This is a genomic window from Mesorhizobium sp. M1A.F.Ca.IN.020.03.2.1 (assembly GCF_004023205.1).
Lineage (GTDB): Bacteria > Pseudomonadota > Alphaproteobacteria > Rhizobiales > Rhizobiaceae > Mesorhizobium.
The window spans coordinates 1-17769 of record NZ_RZSV01000050.1 but is presented as its reverse complement, the minus strand read 5'-3'; the positions used below and the strand labels follow the sequence as shown (position 1 = coordinate 17769).

The window sequence follows — 17769 nt, the reverse complement described above, 5'->3', positions numbered from 1 at the left end:
CCGCGATGGCCTCGCGCAAGGACAGACTGAAGAAGTTGGTCAAGGTGCAGGAGCAGTTGAAGGCGGTGCACGAAACTCGTCATGCCGGCTTCCTCTCCGCGGCCGCGGCGGCCGAATCGGAAGCAAAGGAACTCATCGGGCACTTCGACGCTGACAGCTCGCTGGCCGGCCTGTTCCCGGAACTTTACCATCGCCGGATTGCGAACGCGCTCGGCCAACAAAAACAGAATCTTGAAAGCGCCCGGGAGGAGGCGACGTTGATCGCCGCCGCGACCGCGCGGACCAACATGGTCGAGCGCGCCTATATGGACGCTCGCCGCCGCGACGAGCGCGAACGCTCAGACCGCGAGCGGCTGGACCTCATTGCCCAGAAGCGGGGACATGACTAGGGCAATCAGGAAAAGCATGAAACGGTTGGGCTCGGCGACGTCGCCGTGGCCTCCCATCCGGACTTGCGTCAAACCAAGGAGATAGAGCGGTGGATCCGGCGCGCGGCGAACGAGGCTGTCAGATGCCGGTCGCCGTCGTGCCGACCGACTTGGCCGCCCCGATCCGCTCCCAGCGCCTGCCATTGCCCTGCACCTGCCGGGCGAAATAGTTGTAGGGCGTGCTGGACCAATCACGGACCGCGCTGGTGAGGTTGTCGAGCACCAGGTCGCCCTCGTTGGTGCGCACCGTCAGCACCGTGTGTCCCTCGCCGTGATAGCTTGCCACGGTCAACAGCAGCGCCGAGGCCGGCCAGCCGCGCTTCATCAGTTCGAGCTTCTTCAGTATCGCGATATCCTCGCAATCGCCGGACACGGTCGGCACGCGCCAGTCGTCGTTCTTGCCGACAACGGCTCGATCACTGACCTCGGTAATGCGTGAATTGACCGAAAGGTTGATCTCGTTCAATTGCGCGCTGAGCTGAGGCCGCAGGGCGACGACCTTTGTTCCGCCGGCCGTGCTGCAGAGGCTGGGTTGGCGGCTGCAGAACGAATAGAAGGCCGGCGGTGGGAACGCCTTGCCTTTGGTTTGCATCGCCGTTCCGGCCTGGGCGGCAAATGGGCTGGCAACCGACAGCAGAAATGCGATCAGCACGACATCGCTTTTCACGATCAACGTCTCCAAGGCGTGGTCTCGAGGATGAGGGGGCGGGGTTAATTAGTCGTTTTCAAAACCCCGAATTGCGCCGGCGGCGGGGCAACACCGTTAAAATATTAATACCTGCTAAAATAAGATTTGAGCTTGTACGAAGCTACGGAGGGGTTCGGCCGAACGATCGATCGATGAGGTGACTCTCTGGCGGCGGGCGCGCCACCGCTTGGAGCGGGCTGCACTGCACCTCGCCATCCCCGCAAGCCTGCCACAAGCTTGTTGCGTCATTGTGCAACGGACATAACCGGCAAAAGGCAGTGCTTTCTTGGCGATTTCACCTCCCAGCGACATCGTGATGGACGTCGCCCGTGCGGCGGAGCCGGCCGACGTCGAGGCCGCGCGGGCAGCACTCGCGAGGCGGGCCGGCGGTGCCGGGGAGACCTTCTCGATCGACCAGACTGCCTCGGTCGAGGCGGGCTCGGTGCTCTCGCGCGCCGCTGCCGACAAGGCCGAGGCGGCAAATCCGGCTAAAAAGTTCCAGCGCTTCGAGGCGATGGTGCTGACCACTTTCATCCAGAACATGATGCCTAAGGACACCGAGGGCGTTTACGGCAAGGGTCTGGCCGGCGACATGTGGAAATCGCAGCTTGCCGAAAAGGTAGCCGATGTCATGGCCGCGCATGGCGGGATCGGCATCGCGAGATCGATGCTTGCCGACCATTATCTGGACGGCAAACACAAGGTGCCGGTCGGGTCCGTTGGGGGCGGACCGGACAAAGCCGAGATCGACCAGCAGACCAGGCTTTCGACCTCCCTGGTCGACGAGCTCGAGCGCAAGGCCGCCCGGTCTATGACCGGTGACGACACAACCATAAAAACGGACATCAAGATCTAGGGACCTACATGGCCGACCAAACGGACCTTTCCAACCTGCCTGCACGAACCACCGCCGCGGAAGCACCGATGGCATCTGCACGGCCTGGCAACCTCGCCGCCATCATTGGCCGGATCGAGGAGGCGGTGGACGAGGAGACGGCGGGTATCCGCAGCGGCACCAGCTACGACCTTAAGGCCTCGAATGCCCGCAAAAGCCGCTATCTCTACGAACTGACCCGCGCGCTGAAGGGCGCCAATGAGATCGAGTTCCTCGAGCAGCATCGCGAAGGGCTGGCGCGGCTGCGCCAGAAGCTGGCAAAGAACGAGGCGGCTATTCTTGCCCATCTCAATGCCGTCAACGAGGTCGCCACGCTGTTGAAGAACGCCATCCAGCGCGCCGATGCCGACGGCACCTACTCGGCAGGCGAATTCGGATATGCCCGGGCTTGAATGAGATGACTGCGGAGCAAGGTAGGATTCGGTGATCAAATTCCTCGCCGCAGCGCTTTGGATCTGCGCCGTAACCCTCGGCGCGGTGTTTTATTCGTTCCAGGCGGCGGGCGAGCGCGGCGTCGGTGAGCCGCCGAAGCCGATGCTGGGCGGTCTCGACTACGTCAAGACCGACATCATTTCGGTACCGCTCGTCCGCGATGCCAAAATCGACGGCTATTTTCTCACCAAACTCGTCTACACGGTGGAGCCGGATCAGATAAAGAAACTGTCGATCCCGGCGCCGGCCATCATTACCGATCAGGTCTATTCCTACCTCTATTCCAATCCGCAGATCGATTTCACCAAGAAGGACACGATCGATCTCGATGCTTTCCGCAAAGCGATCCGCGAGACCGTCAACGCCCGCGTCGGCGTCGAGCTGGTGCATGACGTGCTGATCGACCAGGTCAACTTCCTGTCCAAGGACGAAATCCGCGACAACGCCATCCGCCGCCGGAAGACTGCCGGCGAGACCGCGCAAGCGATGACCAAGGCGTTCCAGCCGGAGCATTGATCGGCTCTCGGCGATCGACTGGCGGGTTCACACCCTCGTCTGGTGATGCGACATGCCGCATGGCAGCCACGTTGACGTAAACGTCAACCCGAAGCTATATGCGCCGATGGCTGTCGCCGCGCTGCCGCGCGACGCGGCGCTTCGCCCAGCGGCCAAGGCCGATGCGCGTCAAACGCAACCAAACGAGGAGAACCGCCATGGGCGTTCAGGAGATTGCCGACAAGATCAGGTCGCGCGTGGCAAGCGCCGGCTTCGAGCATTCGGTCAAGTTCGACACTGGCAGCGACGGCGTCATCGTGATCGACGGCGCGACCGTCTCGACCGCCGACGCCCCGACCGACTGCACGATCAAGCTCTCGCTCGACGATCTCGATTCGCTGATCGCCGGCGACCTCAACCCGACCATGGCCTTCATGGCCGGCAAGCTGAAGGTCGAGGGCGACATGACGGTCGCCATGGCGCTCAGCCAGTTGCTCGGCTGACCGCCAGCCAACTATTTTAGAAGAGCGATGTGGCGCCGCGTTTTTGAACGCGCGGCGCCGCATCGGTAACGCCTCCGACAGTCAGGCGACGAAATCCAGCGCCTTGACCTTGCGGCCGGCGGCCTTGAACGTGCCCGCGGCCCCGTCGAGCGAGCCCTCCTTCAGCTCGAGCGCCAGCAGGCGGTGCCGCTCATAGGGCCCAGGCATGGCGAGCGAGCCGGTGCGGTCGGCCGAAAAACCGAACCGCCCGTAATAGGGTGCATCGCCGACGAGCAGGATCGCGCCGTGACCGAGCCGCGCAGCCTCGGCGATCGCGTGCCGCATCAGCGCCGAGCCGATGCCGCCGCTCCTCAGGCCCGGCTCGACTGCCAGCGGCCCAAGCAGCAGCGCTGCCGGACCACCCTCGCCCAGCGTCACGTCCCACAGCCGAACCGTACCGACGAGCGCGCCCGACGGGTCGCGCGCGACAAAGGCCAGGCCTTCCGACGGCCGGCGGCCACGCCGCAGTTTCTCGGACGACTTCTTCCTGCGCTTCGGCCCCATGGCGCGGTCGAGCAGCGCTTCGCGCGCCTGCATATCACCGATGCCTTCGGCAACGATGACGAAGGCCGGCGCAATCTCCCCCCTCGAGCGGGAGATGTCGCCAAAGGCGACAGAGGGGGTCGTTGCGCATGTAATACCGGCGCCCAGCGTGACGAGAAGCGGCGCTGGCGCTCCACGCGCGACGCCCCCCTCTGACCGCTGCGCGGCCATCTCCCCCTCGAGGGGGGAGACCCGGCGCGCAGCGCCCTCGATGATGAAATCTGCAAAGTCCATTTCCGCGATCCTTCACGAGCGGAGATCTGTTCCACAAGCGAGCCCGGGCGGGCGATGTCACCCACACCGGTTGATCTGAAGGCTCGCGCCTTCAGATCACGTAGGATCGGAGAGGCTCGAAGCCGTTGAAGGCGACCGACGAATAGGTGGTCGTGTAGGCGCCAGTACCTTCGATCAGCACCTCATCGCCGATGGTGAGCGACAGAGGCAGGGGATAAGGCGTCTTCTCGTAGAGCACATCGGCCGAATCGCAGGTCGGGCCGGCGAGCACACAGGGTGCGGTCTCCGATCCGTCGCGCGGCGTCACGATCGGATAGCGGATCGCCTCGTCCATGGTCTCGGCGAGGCCCCCGAACTTGCCGATGTCGAGGAACACCCAGCGCACATTGTCATTGTCGGCCTTCTTCGAGATCAGCACGACTTCCGACTTGATGACGCCGGCATTGCCGACCATGCCGCGACCCGGCTCGATGATCGTCTCGGGCAGCGCGTTGCCGAAATGCTTGCGCAGCGCCGAGAAGATCGCCTGGCCATAGGCCTGCGCCGCCGGCACGTCCTTCAGGTAACGGGTCGGGAAACCGCCGCCCATGTTGACCATCTTCAAGACGATGCCTTCCTCGGCGAGCGTGGCGAACACCTTCTTGGCATCGCCCAGCGCGCGGTCCCAAGCCGAGAGATCGGTCTGCTGCGAGCCGACATGGAACGACACGCCATAAGCGTCGAGGCCGAGCGCCTTGGCATGTCGCAGCACATTCACCGCCATTGCCGGCACGCAGCCGAACTTGCGCGACAGCGGCCATTCGGCACCCTCGCCGTCGGTGAGCACGCGGCAGAACACGCGCGAGCCCGGGGCGGCGCGGGCGATCTTCTCGACCTCCTCAACGCAATCCACGGCATAGAGGCGGATGCCGAGCTGGTAGGCGCGCGCAATGTCGCGCTCCTTCTTGATGGTGTTGCCGAAGGAAATGCGATCCGCCGGCGCGCCGGCATCCATCGCCATCTCGACCTCGGCAACCGATGCGGTGTCGAAGGACGAGCCCATCGCAGCAAGCAGGCGCAGGATCTCCGGCGCCGGGTTTGCTTTCACCGCATAGTAGATTTTGGAATCGGGCAACGCCTTCTCGAAGGCGCGGAAATTGTCGCGCACGACATCGAGGTCGACGACGAGGCAGGGGCCGTTCGGACGTCGGGTGGCGAGAAAATCAAGGATGCGCTGGGTAGCCATCGAGGTCTCTCCATCTGCGCCTTTCGGCGCGCACAAAGGCTGCGGGACGCGGGCGCTCGGCCTCGCGAACTCGCGGTGGACAAAGGCGGGACGGAAAATCCGTGGAACCAGCCGGTGGAGACCCCGGAACCACGGATCGCCGTCTCGCGGCGGTGAACCTGGCCTTGCCCGGCCTCGGTTCGCTTTGTCTGCCTTGGCTTGGATGGGAGGACCCGTCCGCACTGCCGGCAATGAAGGTGTGCCTCTTCAGTAACCCCGGTCTTTGGACGACCGGCAGACACCAGAAAGGCCCGCACCGTCGTTGCTTCAAGGTGTCCTCGGTCTTGTGGTTGGCCACTGACCGACTGGAGGGGTTGGCTCCAGTTACCTTACCGATTGCCCTCACCATTCGAGGATCGGCGGACACCCACAGGCACGTGCGACTTTGGGCAAGCGCGATATAAGAGCGAAGGGTTTCACAATCAATAAAAATCGTCAGCGCCGGTTGTAAAAATTGCGGCATCGAACAATGTTTGTGGACCGTATTCGGAAATCGAACAATGCCAGGCACCCACGGCCCTCTCAACGCCTTCCTCGATCTGCGCCAAATGCCCGTGGCCAATGCGGAATTTGGCCTGCTGGCCGGCCTGCGCCTGGCCGTGAAGGACATCTATGACGTCGCCGGCTATCGCACCGGCTGCGGCAACCCGCGCAAGTTCGAACAGGCTCACGCCGCCGCGCGTACGGCCGAGGCCGTGCAGTTGATTCTCGATGCCGGTGCGCGATTCGTCGGCAAGACGCAAACCGACGAGCTCGCCTTCTCGCTGTTCGGCCAGAATTCGCATTTCGCGTTTCCGGTGAACGCAGCCGCTCCGGATCGCGTGACCGGCGGCTCCTCGTCAGGTTCGGCGGCAGCGGTCGTCGGCGGCCTTGCCGACATCGCCGTCGGCTCCGACACCGGCGGCTCGATCCGCGCGCCGGCGAGCTTCTGCGGGTTGATCGGGCTGCGCACCAGTCACGGCCGGGTATCGCTCGAGGGCGCCATGAAGCTCGCGCCGAGCTTCGACACCTTCGGCTGGTTCGCCGGCGACATAGAAGCTTACGAAATGGCCGGCAAGCTTCTGCTCGGACGCGATCCACACCAGCATCCGCTCAACCGCCCGCTGTCGATCGGCTGGCTCGATGCCTTTGTTTCCGGGCCGACGGAAGCCGCCGAATATGCGCGGATGAAGGCACAGGCAGCAGCCGTCCTCGGCGAGCCGACCGAAACCGAACACGCCTTCGCCTCCTCCCCGGATGATCTCTACTGGTGCTTTCGTCGACTGCAGGCCTTCGAGGCCTGGCAGGTGCATGGCGGCTGGATTTCGGCAGGCGATCACGGACTCGGTCCGGGTGTCGACGAGCGTTTCGGCTTCGGCCGCACGATCGATGCAAAGACGGTCGAAGCCGAAACGGCGCGTCGGGCAGCCTTCCGTTCCGAGTTCGGCAAGCTGCTCGGCAACGACGGCTTTCTTGTTCTGCCGACGGTGCCGGGCGCAGCGCCACTGAAGACCAGCACGCCGGAGCAGTTCCAGGCCTATCGCGAAAGGGCGCTGCATCTTTTGTGCCTGGCCGGGTTGTCGGGCTTCCCGCAGATCACCTTGCCGCTCGGTTCCGTCGACGGCGCGCCCTTCGGCCTGTCGCTGCTCGGCCCTTTCGGCAGCGACGTCGCCCTGATAGGGCTCGGCCGCACGATTCTGGATGCGGCCCGAAAGGTCTGATCATGGATACATTGACCCGCATGCGCGCCTTCATCGACGTGGTCGAGGCCGAAGGCTTCTCGGCCGCCGCGCGCAAGATCGGCCGTTCCAAGGCGCTGCTGTCGAAATATGTGCGCGAGCTGGAGGACGAACTCGGCGCGCTGTTGTTGAACCGTACCACGCGGCAGTTCTCGCTGACCGAAGCCGGTCACACCTATTATCAGCGCGCCTCCGAAATCGTGCGCGAGGTCGACAGCCTGGCCGATGCCGTGCGCGAATCTTCCGGCGACGTGCGCGGCCGCATCAAGCTCTCGGCTGCGCGCACCTTCGCCGACGCGCCGATTGGCCAGTCGCTGATCGATTTTGCCAAGCAACATCCGGACATCGTTCTCGACATCCATCTCGACGACCGCTTCGTCGATCTGGTCGAGGAAGGCTTCGATGTCGCCGTGCGCATTTCGCGGCTGGAGAACTCGTCGCTGATCGCGCGGCGCCTCGGGCCGTTTTCGATCAAGCTCTGCGCGTCGCCGGACCTGCTCGCAAAGCATGGCACCCCGACCCGCCCGCAGGATCTTTCCAACATGCCCTGCATCGTCGACACCAACGGCCGCTCTTTAGCCAACTGGCGCTTCAAGGGAGACGGCGAGGATTCGGTGAGCGTCACCGTGTCGGGGCCGATCGAGGTCAACAGTCCGATGGCGGCGAGAGCAGCCGCCGTGTCGGGCCTGGGCTTCACCATCCTGCCGGATTTCATCGCTGCGCCCGAAGTCGCGTCGGGCAAGCTGGTGACGGTGCTCGACGACCGCATCCTCTCGGGCAGTGGCATCTTCGCGGTCTATCCGCATCGCCGCTATTTGCCCGCCAAGGTCCGTGTCTTCGTCGATTTCCTGGTGCACTGGTTCAGGACGCGCGACGCTGCGTGAAGCACGTCCCCCGAAGGTGGGAACCGTTTTCGGCACAAGGACATGCGCAGAATCAGAGCCTGAAAGCGCATCGGGCGAATCTGGAAAGAGCACGACGCTCTCCGAGAGCGCGTCCCAATTTCGCCCCCTTTCTGTTAACTCTCGGAGCCCACTCCCAAAGTCGATGGAATCGCGGCCCGGAATGCACCTGAAACGGCAAGCAACCATACTGGCTTCGGCAATTGCGGCCACCTTTGCCGCGGTAGAGCCCGCCCAGGTGCACCCGCACGTCTTCGCCGAGGCTCGCCTCGACGTCATCCTCAGCGCGGATCACCAAAGTGTGACGGCGCTGCGCCACCTTTGGCGCTTCGACGATCTGTTTTCGAGTACAGTGATGATGGAGTTCGACAAGAACTCCGATCTGAAGCTTGACGACAAAGAGCTCAAGGAAGTGGCCGACACCGTCCATTCCTCGCTGGCCGAGTTCAACTATTTCCAGCTGGTCACGCAGGACGGCAAGGACGTGCCCATGGTCCCTCCGCCGCATCTGATGGCGAGCTTCGACAACGACCAGCTGATCATTCTGTTCGAGTCGCAGCCGAAGACGCCGATCAAGCTCGCCGGCAAGATCGACATCGGCGTCTACGATCCGACCTTCTACACGGCGATCGACTTCACCGACGACGCCAACCTCACCGTTGAGGGATTGCCCGCGAATTGCACCAAGAAGGTGATCCGTCCCGATCCGGACGAAGCGATCAAGGAAAACCAGAAGACCCTGACGGAAGCCTTCTTCAACGATCCGACAGGCACCGACATGAGCAAGATCTTCGCCACCAAGCTCGAACTGAACTGTCCGCCGGAAGGATAATCGGTGATGAAACCGTCGCTGCGCTTGGCGCTCGGCCTCGCGGCCGCCACCTTGGTCATGACGCATTTACCTGGCGTCGCCCATGCCCAGAGCTCGCTCGGCATCGGCACCAATGACGGCATGGCGCCGAGCACGACCGGTCCGTTCGCCCATATCCTGATGTGGATCAATCTCAGGCAGCAGGAATTCTACCATTCGCTGGCGGCCGCGATGAAAGCCATGCGCCAGGACGGCAGCAAGCTCTGGCTTCTGGTCGGCCTGTCCTTCGCCTACGGCATTTTCCACGCCGCCGGGCCCGGCCACGGCAAGGCGGTGATTTCGTCCTACATGGTCGCCAACGAAGTGGCGCTGAAGCGCGGGATCATGCTGTCCTTCGTCTCGGCGCTGCTGCAGGGGCTGACCGCGGTCGTCGTCATGATGCTTGCCTATTTCGTGCTGCGCGGCACGGCGGTGTCGATGACCGACGCGGCATGGTTTCTTGAGATCTCCAGTTATGTGCTGGTGACGCTGTTCGGCGCCTGGCTACTGTGGCGCAAGGCGGGCCCGGCCATTCTTCGGCGGTTCGGCGCCGGTCCGGCCTACAGCCTGTCGGCGGCCCATGCCGGCCACTCGCGTGGCGGGCACTCGCATGCTCACGCGCATGCCCATGCCGGTCATTCCCACTCCCATTCGCATTCCGCGCATGCCCACTCGACGCACTCGCACGCGCATCACGACCATGATCATGCCGCGCATTCGCATGCGCACAGCGATGAGGCGACTGATCACAAGGCGCATGATCACGACCACGCGGCGCACGACCATGCTCACGCTGGGCATCATCACCACGGCCCGGGCGAAGTCTGCGACACCTGCGGCCATTCGCACGCGCCGGATCCGGCGCTGCTTTCGGGCGATCGCTTCGACTGGAAGACCGCCTGGTCGGCGGTGGCCGCCGTCGGCATCCGCCCCTGCTCCGGCGCGCTGATCGTGCTGAGCTTCGCGCTCCTCAACGGACTCTGGCTCGGCGGCCTGCTCTCGGTGCTCGCCATGTCGATCGGCACCGCGATCACCGTCTCAGCGCTGGCGACGATCGCGGTGACGGCCAAGAACTGGGCTGTCTATTTCGCCGGCGACGGACGCATCGGCAACCGCATCCATTCGATCGTCGAGATCGGCGGCGCCGCCTTCATCTTCGTCGTTGGCCTGCTGCTCTTGTCGGCCAGCCTGACGGGCGGCGTCTGAAGCCGACCGGAACTGTCACCCAATCTTTCCGTCGAGTTCGTCCTCGATATAGGCGCGGATGATCTCGTCGAAATTCTTCTCGGCGACAAAACCCAGTTCCCGCGAGCGGCGCGCCTCGAAGCGCGTCGGCCAGCCTCTGACGATCGCCCAGATCGTTTCGTCGGGCTGCTCGCGGATCCGTTTGACCACCTCGGCGCCGGCTATGCGCGCGAGCGCTTCGATCTGCTCGCCGACCGTGACGGCCACGCCGGGCATGGTGAGATTGCGCCGCGGCCCGACCTTATCGCCATCGATTTCGGCCGCATGGATCAGGAAATTCACCGCCGATCGCGGGCTGGCATGCGTGTGCAGCACCGAGCGCGGCACCGGCAGGATCGCCTCCTGGCCGCTGAGCGGCTCGCGGATAATCCCTGAGAAGAAGCTCGACGCCGCCTTGTTCGGCCTGCCCGGCCGCACGCAGATGGTGGGCAGCCGGATGCCGATGCCGTCGAAGACTCCGCGCCGCGAGTAGTCGGCAAGCAGCGCCTCACTGATCAGCTTCTGCGTGCCGTAGGAGGTGAGCGGCGTCGGATGGAACTCGTCCGGGATGACATCCGGGAACGGCGCGCCGAACACCGCGATCGACGAGGTGAAGACAAGGCGCGGCGCGAAGCCCGCCACCCGCACCGCGTCGAACAAAGCGCGCGTGCCGTCGAGATTGACGCGGTAGCCGAGGTCGAAATTGGCCTCCGCCTCGCCGGAAACGATGCCGGCGAGATGGAAAATCACGTCCGGGCGGGAAGCAACGAGCTTGGCCGTCGCACCGGGCGTGGAAAGATCGCCGGTGTGGATCGAGACATCGACTCCGGCGAGCGTCGGCGCCTGCGGCGGCACGATATCATGCAGATCGAGCGCGGTTATTTTGCGCCCGCGCAGCACACCGTCCTTGGCCAGCCTTGCGATCAGCTTGCGGCCAACCATGCCGGCGGCGCCGGTAATCAGAACTCTCATCTCATAGACCCTTCTTGCGTTGGCTGCGTCCGCGCAGCCACAGGACGACGAACAGCCCCACCATGAAGAGCGCGGCGATGACGACCGCAAGGACCGTCGAGACCTTGCAGGCGGCCAGCATGATGGTCGGCAGGAAATAGGCGGCGAGGCCGAACAGGAGCAGTATCCAGGCCGCGGCGATCGCCGCGTTGCGCGTCTCGCGATCCATCAGGCGCCGTCCCTCGATCCGAAGCTCATCACCGGCTCAGTGATAGTGGCGGCGATCGCGAGGCGCATCATGCACATGGTCGTGATCATGGTGATGATCGTGCTCGTCATGGCTGTCGGCGCACAGGCCGAACTCGGGCTCCACCGTTGCATGATCGATCCCGTGCTTCGCCGCAAGCCGCTTCTTGATGGCGCTCACCGCAGCATGCGCATCGACGCCGTCATTCAGGCAGGCATGCAGCGTCGCCATGTTGCTGGTGCCGTCGAGCGACCAGACATGCATGTGATGCACCTCCCGCACGCCCTTGACCGCGGCTTCCAGATCCTTGGCGATGAGATCGCGATCGAGGCTTGCCGGCACGCCTTCGAGCAGCACATGGGCGGCCTCGCGCATCAGCGACCACGCCGTCGACAGGATCAGCAGCGCCACTAGCACGGAGAGGATCGGATCGATCGGCGTCCAGCCGGTGGCGAGGATGATGAGGGCCGCAGCGATTGCCGCGGCCGAGCCAAGCAGGTCGCCCAGCACATGCAGTATGGCGCCGCGCATGTTGAGGCTCTCGCGGTCGCCGCCATGCAGCACGAGGAAGGAGGCGACGTTGACCAGCAGGCCGGCGACCGCCACCACCAGCATCGGCCCGCCCAGCACCGGCGCCGGGTGCATCAGCCGCCCCCAGGCCTCGTAGACGATCCAAAGCGCGATGACGAAGATGGCGATGCCGTTGGTGTAGGCGACCAGCGTCTTCACGCGAGCGAAGCCGTAGGTGAGACGCCCGGTAGCCGGACGTCCGGTGAGATGGAAGGCATACCAGGCAAGGCCGAGCGCGATCGCGTCCGCCAGCATATGGCCGGCATCCGCGAGCAGCGCCAGCGAGCCGGTGAGCCAGCCGCCGAGCGCCTCCGCGATCATGAAGCCGGCTGTCAGGCAGCCCGCGACGAGAACGCGCTTCTTGTCGGTCGACCCGTGCACGTCATCGGCGCCGTGGCTGTGGGCGTGTGAGCCGTGATCATGCGCCATCGCGCAACTCCTGCTACGCGCCGGACTCGGCGCGGAAATCCTCGAGCCGTCGCTTTTGGCGGCCCTCGCCATCGAAATTCGCCGGATCGAGCCAGGCCTCATAGGCCTTGCGCAGCGCCGGCCACTCCTTGTCGATGATCGAATACCACGCCGTATCGCGGTTTTCGCCCTTCACCACAAGATGCTGGCGGAAAATGCCTTCGAACTTGAAGCCGAAACGTTCCGCCGCACGTTTCGACGGCTCGTTGCGGTTGTTGCATTTCCATTCGTAGCGGCGATAGCCGAGCTCGTCGAAGGCATATTTGGTAAACAGGAACTGTGCTTCCGTCGCCTGCGGCCTGCGCGAGATCAGCGGCCCCCAATAGATGTTGCCGATCTCGATGACGCCGTTGGCGGCATCAATGCGCATCAGCGTCTGACGTCCGGCGACCTTGCCGCTCGCCTTGTCGATGACGGCGAAGAACAGCGGATCCTCGCTCGCCTCGACTTTGTCCAGCCATGGCTGGAAGGCGGCGCGGTTCTCGGGCGGATAGTCCGGCAGCCAGGCGAAGCGGCCTCCGGTATCCGACACCGACGACGCTTCATAGAGCCCGTCGCCGTGCTTTGACGCGCTCAGCGGTTCGAGCCGGACATAGCGACCTTCCAGCGCCTTGCGTTCGGGGCGCGGGCGTGCCTGCCAATTCTTCAGATTTTCCGACACCGACCGCTCCAATCCGTTTGACTTTTCCTGGCGCACGCTCACAAAAACGCTCGCCCACAGAAAGAACCACAGGGACGGGAAAAATGCTCCACACCATCGCGGCCTTCGATCGTCTCGGCGAGGAAAATGCCTTTGCGGTGCTCGCGCGGGCAACGGCGCTTGCCCATCAGGGCCGCGACATCATCAACCTCGGCATCGGCCAGCCCGACTTCAAGACGCCGCAGCATATCGTCGAGGCGGCGATTAAGGCGCTGCGCGACGGCCACCACGGCTACACGCCTGCCAACGGCCTTTTAGCCACGCGCGAGGCCGTCGTGCGCCGCACGCTGACCACCACCGGCGTCGAAGTATCGCCCGAGAGCGTGATGATCCTGCCCGGCGGCAAGCCGACCATGTTCGCCGCGATCCTGATGTTCGGCGAGCCGGGGGCGGAGATTCTTTATCCCGATCCCGGCTTTCCGATTTATCGTTCGATGATCGAGTTCACGGGTGCTGCTCCAATCCCGGTGCCGATCCGCGAGGAGAACGGCTTTGCCTTCTCGGCGGAAGAGACGCTGGCGCTCATCACGCCGAAGACGAGGCTGCTGATCCTAAACTCGCCCGCCAATCCGACCGGCGGCGTGACCGCGCGGGACGAGATCGCCAAACTCGTGAAGGGCTTGGAGAAGCACCCTGAGGTCGCGATCCTCTCCGACGAAATCTACGATGTCATGACCTATGGCGGCGAGACCCACTGCTCGCTGCTCAACTTTCCGGAACTCCGCGACAGGCTGATCGTGCTCAACGGCTGGTCCAAGACCTGGGCGATGACCGGCTGGCGCATGGGCTGGTCGATCTGGCCAAACGGCGAAAAGGGCGCCTATCTCTACGACAAGGTGCGCAAGCTTGCGGTCAACTGCTGGTCCTGCGTCAACGCGCCGAGCCAGTATGCCGGCATCGCCGCGATAGACGGCCCGCAGGACGATGTCGAAAAGATGATGCTCGCCTTCGACAACCGCAGGAAGATAGTGGTCGAAGGGCTGAACGCGCTCCCCGGCATTTCCTGCATCACGCCGAAGGGCGCCTTCTACGCCTTCCCCAATGTTTCGAAGACCGGCTGGAAGGCCAAGAAGCTTGCCTCGGCGCTGTTGGAGGATGCCGGCGTAGCGCTGATCGGCGGCCCCGATTTCGGCGTGCTCGGCGAAGGCTATGTCCGGCTTTCCTACGCCAATTCCGAGGAGAACATATTGCGAGCGCTGGAGCGGATCGAAGGGTTCTTGACGAAATAGAGCCTCAACCCCCTCACCCGCGGCCGACGAACGGCATCTTCGTCGCCATCACCGTCATGAACAGCACATTGGCGTCGAGCGGCAGGCTCGCCATGTGAAGCACCGCGTCGGCGACGCGCTGGACATCCATCACCGCTTCGGCGGCGATGGAGCCGTTGGCCTGCGGCACGCCGACGGTCATCGCCTGCGCCATCTCGGTCAGCGCATTGCCGATGTCGATCTGGCCGCAGGCAATGTCATAGGGCCGGCCGTCGAGCGCCAGGGTCTTGGTCAGGCCGGTGATGGCATGCTTGGTCGCCGTGTAGGGCGCTGAGCCCGGCCGCGGCGCATAGGCCGACACCGAGCCATTGTTGATGATGCGCCCACCCATCGGCTTTTGCCGGCGCATGACGCCGAAGGCGGCACGGGCGCATAGGAACGAGCCGGTCAGGTTGACGCCGACGACATCGTTCCAGACCTCGACCGGGATCTCGTCGATCAGCGTCGACTTGTAGCCCATGCCGGCATTGTTGAAGAGCAGGTCGACGCGCCCGAACGCCTCCACCACTGTCTCGAACATGTCGTCGACTTCGCCGGCCTTGCTGATGTCGCATGCAACGGCAAGCGCCCTGGCGCTGGTCTTCCCGGCCTCGGCGATCGCCTCCTCGAGCAGCGTCTTGCGGCGGCCGCAGAACACGGTGTTCCAGCCTGCCTTGAGCAGCGTGGTGGCGACGCTCTTGCCGATGCCGGTGCCGGCGCCGGTTACGATGGCTGTTTTCTCTGTCATGGCGGTCATCGTCCTCGCTCCCCGTCACTGCTGGAAGAAGACGTGGCATCGCAAATGACGGAGGGCGTGGCAAGCGGCTATTGTCGGCAAGAAAGCGGAGCCGACAAAAAGGGCGGTCATTGGCGACCGCCCCTCATCTGAACCGCGCTTGGGAGGAGGATAAGCCGGTCCGACTGGTTAGAATGATGCGCTTGCTGGGTTAACGAAAGATTAACGGCCAGCAGCACGTCCGATGCGCGTTTACCAACCGGCAATTTGCTGGCGCGGATCGGGCACGGTTCAAGCCGGCGCCTTCGCCGCCGAGACCGTCGCCTCGACATGGTCGACCAGCGCGTCCGGCAGGCCGAGGCGGCCGGCTAGCAGGTCGAGATAGCCGCGCTCCGTACGGGTGTCGGGATCGATGGTGAGGCGCGAGGCGGTGTAGAGCTCAACCTTCTGCGCATCGGTCTTGGCGCCGGCGATCAGGACGTCGAGATCGAGCGGGCGTTCAAGCTCATCCAGCAGAAATTTTTCCGCTTCGGCACCGATGCCGGCGAGCTTGAGCTTGTCGGCGATTTTCTGCCGCTCCTCGTCATCCACATGACCGTCCGCCTTGGCTGCGGAGATCATCGCCCGCACCAGGGTCAGCGTGAATTCGGCCTCGCCCTGCGGCGCCTGCGAGGGATGGAAGGCGGTGTCCTTGGGCGGCGGCAGCAACTCGGGCTCGCCGGCCACGGGTTCTTGTGCCGGCACATTGCCGGCCTTGTAGTTCTGGTAGGCCTTGTAGGCGAGGCCGCCAATGGCTGCCAGGCCGCCGAGCTTCATGGCAGCGCCCGTCACCTGTCGACCGGGGCCGGTGCCGAGCAGCACCGCCGCCAGCGCGCCGGCGGCGAGCGGATTGTCCTTCGCCATCTGCACCGCCTGCCCCGCCTTGTCGCGAACGGTCGATCCCGTGCCGGGAATTTGCGAGCCGAAAAGGTCGTCGAGCAGCTTCTTGGGGTCGAGCATCAATGCCTCCAGAATTGGCCCGGCCGAATGCGCCCGGGCGGGGTTTCGGATCGGCAAGACGTAGGCCCCGCGCATTGACATTACAATGAACGGGCGGATGATTTGACGAAACCTGGGCTGCTCAGCTTCCGATGTGGCGCTTGGCGCCCCGCGCATGCGCGAGTTCCACCTGGCGATGGCGCTCGGCGTAGCGCGCGCGGTCCTCGTCCGAGCGCGCTTCGAAGCAATGCGGGCATGAGACGCCGACCGTATATTTCGGCGAGAGCCGGTCCTCGACGGTGAGCGGATGGCGGCAGGCGCGGCAGAGTTCGGCTTCGCCCTCGGCCAGGCCATGCGACACCGATACCCGCTCGTCGAAGACGAAGCATTCGCCCTGCCACAGGCTCTCTTCGGCCGGCACCTCTTCGAGATATTTCAGGATGCCGCCCTTAAGGTGGAAGACCTGCCTGAAGCCCAGCGACTTCACGTAAGCGGTCGCCTTCTCGCAGCGAATGCCGCCGGTGCAGAACATCGCCACCTTGCGGCCTTCGAGCTCCTCGCGGTGCTCTTCGACCCAGCCCGGGAACTCGCGAAAGCTGGCGGTCTTGGGATCGACCGCGCCCTTGAAGGTGCCGATCGAAACCTCGTAGGCGTTGCGCGTGTCGATGACCAACGTGTCGGCGTCCGAGATCAGCGCGTTCCAATCGGCCGGCGCGACATAGGTGCCGGCGCTGCTCGCCGGATCGAGATTGTCGACGCCCATCGTGACGATCTCGCGCTTCAGCCGCACCTTCATGCGGTGGAACGGCATCTCGGCGGCGGTGCTGTATTTCACTTCCAGGCCGGCAAGCGCTTCGATCGCCTCCAGGTGATCGATAAGCGCGGCGATCGCTGCCTCGCTGCCGGCGACCGTGCCGTTGATGCCCTCATGCGCCAAAAGCAGCGTGCCCTTGATGCCGCGTCCGCAGCAGAAGGCGGCAAGCGGCGCGCGCAGCGATTGGTAATTGTCGAGCCACGCAAACTTGTAGAGCGCGGCAACGCGGACCGGCTGAATTTCCTTGTTTGTTGTCACGCCCATGCCACTAGACCGTGCTGAAAGCCGTTTCAAGGCGGAGCGGACGGGCCGCGTGACATTGCGACACGCCCGCCTTCGTGGACTCGGAATACCCCTTCTGCTAATCGGTTGAAATCGACCGAAACGGAGAGACAAGCCAATGACCAGCAAGACCGAAAAGCTTCTGTCGCTCCTCAACGGCCAGCCGGTCATCCCGGTGCTCAAGATCGCCAATGTCGCCGACGCCGTGCCGCTCGCTCGCGCTCTGTCGCGCGGCGGCTTGAGGGCGATCGAGATCACGCTGCGCACCGCCGATGCGCTGGAAGCGATCCGCCGCGTCGCGGCCGAAGTCGAGGATGCGGTTGTCGGTGCCGGCACCATTCTCGATGCCAAGCAGTTCGACGAGGCGGCACGCGCCGGCTCGAAATTCATCGTCAGCCCCGGCATTACGAGCCAGCTTCTCGACGCGGCCAAGGACAGCCCCGTGCCGCTGCTGCCCGGCGCCATCACCCCCGGCGAGATCATGGCTGCGCGCGAAGCCGGCCTGCGCTTCCTGAAATTCTTCCCGGCCGAACAGTCGGGCGGCATCGCATCGCTGAAGGC

21 protein-coding genes are annotated in these 17769 nt (G+C 64.4%); 11 read left to right on the top strand and 10 right to left on the bottom strand.

Annotated elements, in window-relative coordinates; all coding sequences use genetic code 11:
• Positions 1-5 precede the first annotated feature (5 nt).
• The gene (locus tag EOA79_RS10935) at positions 6-389 is read left to right on the top strand and encodes a hypothetical protein (RefSeq protein WP_095823407.1); all 384 of its coding nucleotides are present in this window, start codon (positions 6-8) and stop codon (positions 387-389) included.
• Positions 390-507: 118 nt separating this feature from the next.
• Here EOA79_RS10935 and EOA79_RS10930 read toward each other — a convergent pair whose 3' ends face one another.
• The gene (locus tag EOA79_RS10930; protein WP_245322267.1) at positions 508-1095 is read right to left on the bottom strand and encodes a transglutaminase-like cysteine peptidase; all 588 of its coding nucleotides are present in this window, start codon (positions 1093-1095) and stop codon (positions 508-510) included.
• 307 nt (positions 1096-1402) lie between these two features.
• Between EOA79_RS10930 and EOA79_RS10925 the strand changes: the two genes are divergently transcribed.
• The 4 genes from EOA79_RS10925 (at position 1403) to EOA79_RS10910 (ending at position 3441) form a co-directional block, all read left to right on the top strand.
• Complete coding sequence (locus EOA79_RS10925) at positions 1403-1972, top strand: rod-binding protein (protein ID WP_067325995.1); 570 nt, start codon at positions 1403-1405, stop codon at positions 1970-1972.
• Between the two features lie 8 nt (positions 1973-1980).
• Complete coding sequence (locus tag EOA79_RS10920; protein WP_095800460.1) at positions 1981-2403, top strand: hypothetical protein; 423 nt, start codon at positions 1981-1983, stop codon at positions 2401-2403.
• A 31-nt stretch (positions 2404-2434) separates the two neighbouring features.
• On the top strand, positions 2435-2959 hold the full coding sequence (locus EOA79_RS10915) for a hypothetical protein (protein ID WP_095823408.1): 525 nt from the start codon (positions 2435-2437) through the stop codon (positions 2957-2959).
• A 197-nt stretch (positions 2960-3156) separates the two neighbouring features.
• Positions 3157-3441, top strand: coding sequence for an SCP2 sterol-binding domain-containing protein (locus tag EOA79_RS10910; RefSeq protein WP_067002744.1), 285 nt, complete (start codon positions 3157-3159; stop codon positions 3439-3441).
• Between the two features lie 81 nt (positions 3442-3522).
• Here the strand turns inward: EOA79_RS10910 and EOA79_RS10905 are convergent, their stop codons facing one another.
• Positions 3523-4017, bottom strand: coding sequence for an N-acetyltransferase (locus EOA79_RS10905; RefSeq protein WP_095823582.1), 495 nt, complete (start codon positions 4015-4017; stop codon positions 3523-3525).
• Positions 4018-4348: 331 nt separating this feature from the next.
• Positions 4349-5482: an ornithine/lysine decarboxylase gene (odc2, locus tag EOA79_RS10900; RefSeq protein WP_095823409.1), complete on the bottom strand. Its 1134-nt coding sequence runs from the start codon at positions 5480-5482 to the stop codon at positions 4349-4351.
• Positions 5483-6021: 539 nt separating this feature from the next.
• Here odc2 and EOA79_RS10895 point away from each other — a divergent pair.
• From EOA79_RS10895 to EOA79_RS10880, 4 genes are all read left to right on the top strand, one after another.
• On the top strand, positions 6022-7221 hold the full coding sequence (locus tag EOA79_RS10895) for an amidase (RefSeq protein WP_095823410.1): 1200 nt from the start codon (positions 6022-6024) through the stop codon (positions 7219-7221).
• Positions 7222-7223: 2 nt separating this feature from the next.
• Positions 7224-8123, top strand: coding sequence for a LysR family transcriptional regulator (locus EOA79_RS10890; protein ID WP_067002475.1), 900 nt, complete (start codon positions 7224-7226; stop codon positions 8121-8123).
• A gap of 181 nt (positions 8124-8304) precedes the next feature.
• On the top strand, positions 8305-8973 hold the full coding sequence (locus tag EOA79_RS10885) for a DUF1007 family protein (protein WP_095800641.1): 669 nt from the start codon (positions 8305-8307) through the stop codon (positions 8971-8973).
• 6 nt (positions 8974-8979) lie between these two features.
• Positions 8980-10197, top strand: coding sequence for a nickel/cobalt transporter (locus EOA79_RS10880; RefSeq protein ID WP_095823411.1), 1218 nt, complete (start codon positions 8980-8982; stop codon positions 10195-10197).
• Between the two features lie 15 nt (positions 10198-10212).
• Here the strand turns inward: EOA79_RS10880 and denD are convergent, their stop codons facing one another.
• Genes denD through EOA79_RS10860 form a run of 4 tightly spaced genes read right to left on the bottom strand, consistent with a single transcriptional unit; the run spans position 10213 to position 13112 of the window.
• On the bottom strand, positions 10213-11187 hold the full coding sequence (gene denD, locus EOA79_RS10875; RefSeq protein ID WP_095800464.1) for a D-erythronate dehydrogenase: 975 nt from the start codon (positions 11185-11187) through the stop codon (positions 10213-10215).
• Between the two features lies 1 nt (position 11188).
• Positions 11189-11395 (bottom strand): hypothetical protein, encoded by a 207-nt coding sequence (locus tag EOA79_RS10870; RefSeq protein WP_095823412.1) that lies wholly within the window; start codon positions 11393-11395, stop codon positions 11189-11191.
• Between the two features lie 36 nt (positions 11396-11431).
• Positions 11432-12412 carry a cation diffusion facilitator family transporter gene (locus EOA79_RS10865; RefSeq protein ID WP_095823413.1) on the bottom strand — a complete coding sequence of 327 codons (981 nt, stop codon included), beginning with the start codon at positions 12410-12412 and terminating at the stop codon, positions 11432-11434.
• A 13-nt stretch (positions 12413-12425) separates the two neighbouring features.
• Positions 12426-13112: a GNAT family protein gene (locus EOA79_RS10860; RefSeq protein WP_095823583.1), complete on the bottom strand. Its 687-nt coding sequence runs from the start codon at positions 13110-13112 to the stop codon at positions 12426-12428.
• An 83-nt stretch (positions 13113-13195) separates the two neighbouring features.
• On the opposite strand from EOA79_RS10860, the gene EOA79_RS10855 reads away from it, so the two are divergent.
• Entirely contained in the window at positions 13196-14380 is a 1185-nt protein-coding gene (locus EOA79_RS10855) for a pyridoxal phosphate-dependent aminotransferase (protein ID WP_095823414.1), read from the top strand.
• A 13-nt stretch (positions 14381-14393) separates the two neighbouring features.
• Here the strand turns inward: EOA79_RS10855 and EOA79_RS10850 are convergent, their stop codons facing one another.
• The 3 genes from EOA79_RS10850 to EOA79_RS10840 form a co-directional block, all read right to left on the bottom strand.
• Positions 14394-15146 carry an SDR family oxidoreductase gene (locus EOA79_RS10850; RefSeq protein WP_082953977.1) on the bottom strand — a complete coding sequence of 251 codons (753 nt, stop codon included), beginning with the start codon at positions 15144-15146 and terminating at the stop codon, positions 14394-14396.
• A gap of 279 nt (positions 15147-15425) precedes the next feature.
• The gene (locus EOA79_RS10845) at positions 15426-16133 is read right to left on the bottom strand and encodes a tellurite resistance TerB family protein (RefSeq protein WP_095823584.1); all 708 of its coding nucleotides are present in this window, start codon (positions 16131-16133) and stop codon (positions 15426-15428) included.
• 121 nt (positions 16134-16254) lie between these two features.
• Entirely contained in the window at positions 16255-17190 is a 936-nt protein-coding gene (locus EOA79_RS10840; RefSeq protein ID WP_095823415.1) for a rhodanese-related sulfurtransferase, read from the bottom strand.
• Between the two features lie 136 nt (positions 17191-17326).
• Here EOA79_RS10840 and eda point away from each other — a divergent pair.
• Positions 17327-17769, top strand: a 443-nt coding sequence (eda, locus tag EOA79_RS10835; protein WP_128293009.1) for a bifunctional 4-hydroxy-2-oxoglutarate aldolase/2-dehydro-3-deoxy-phosphogluconate aldolase, incomplete at its 3' end; no start/stop codon positions are given.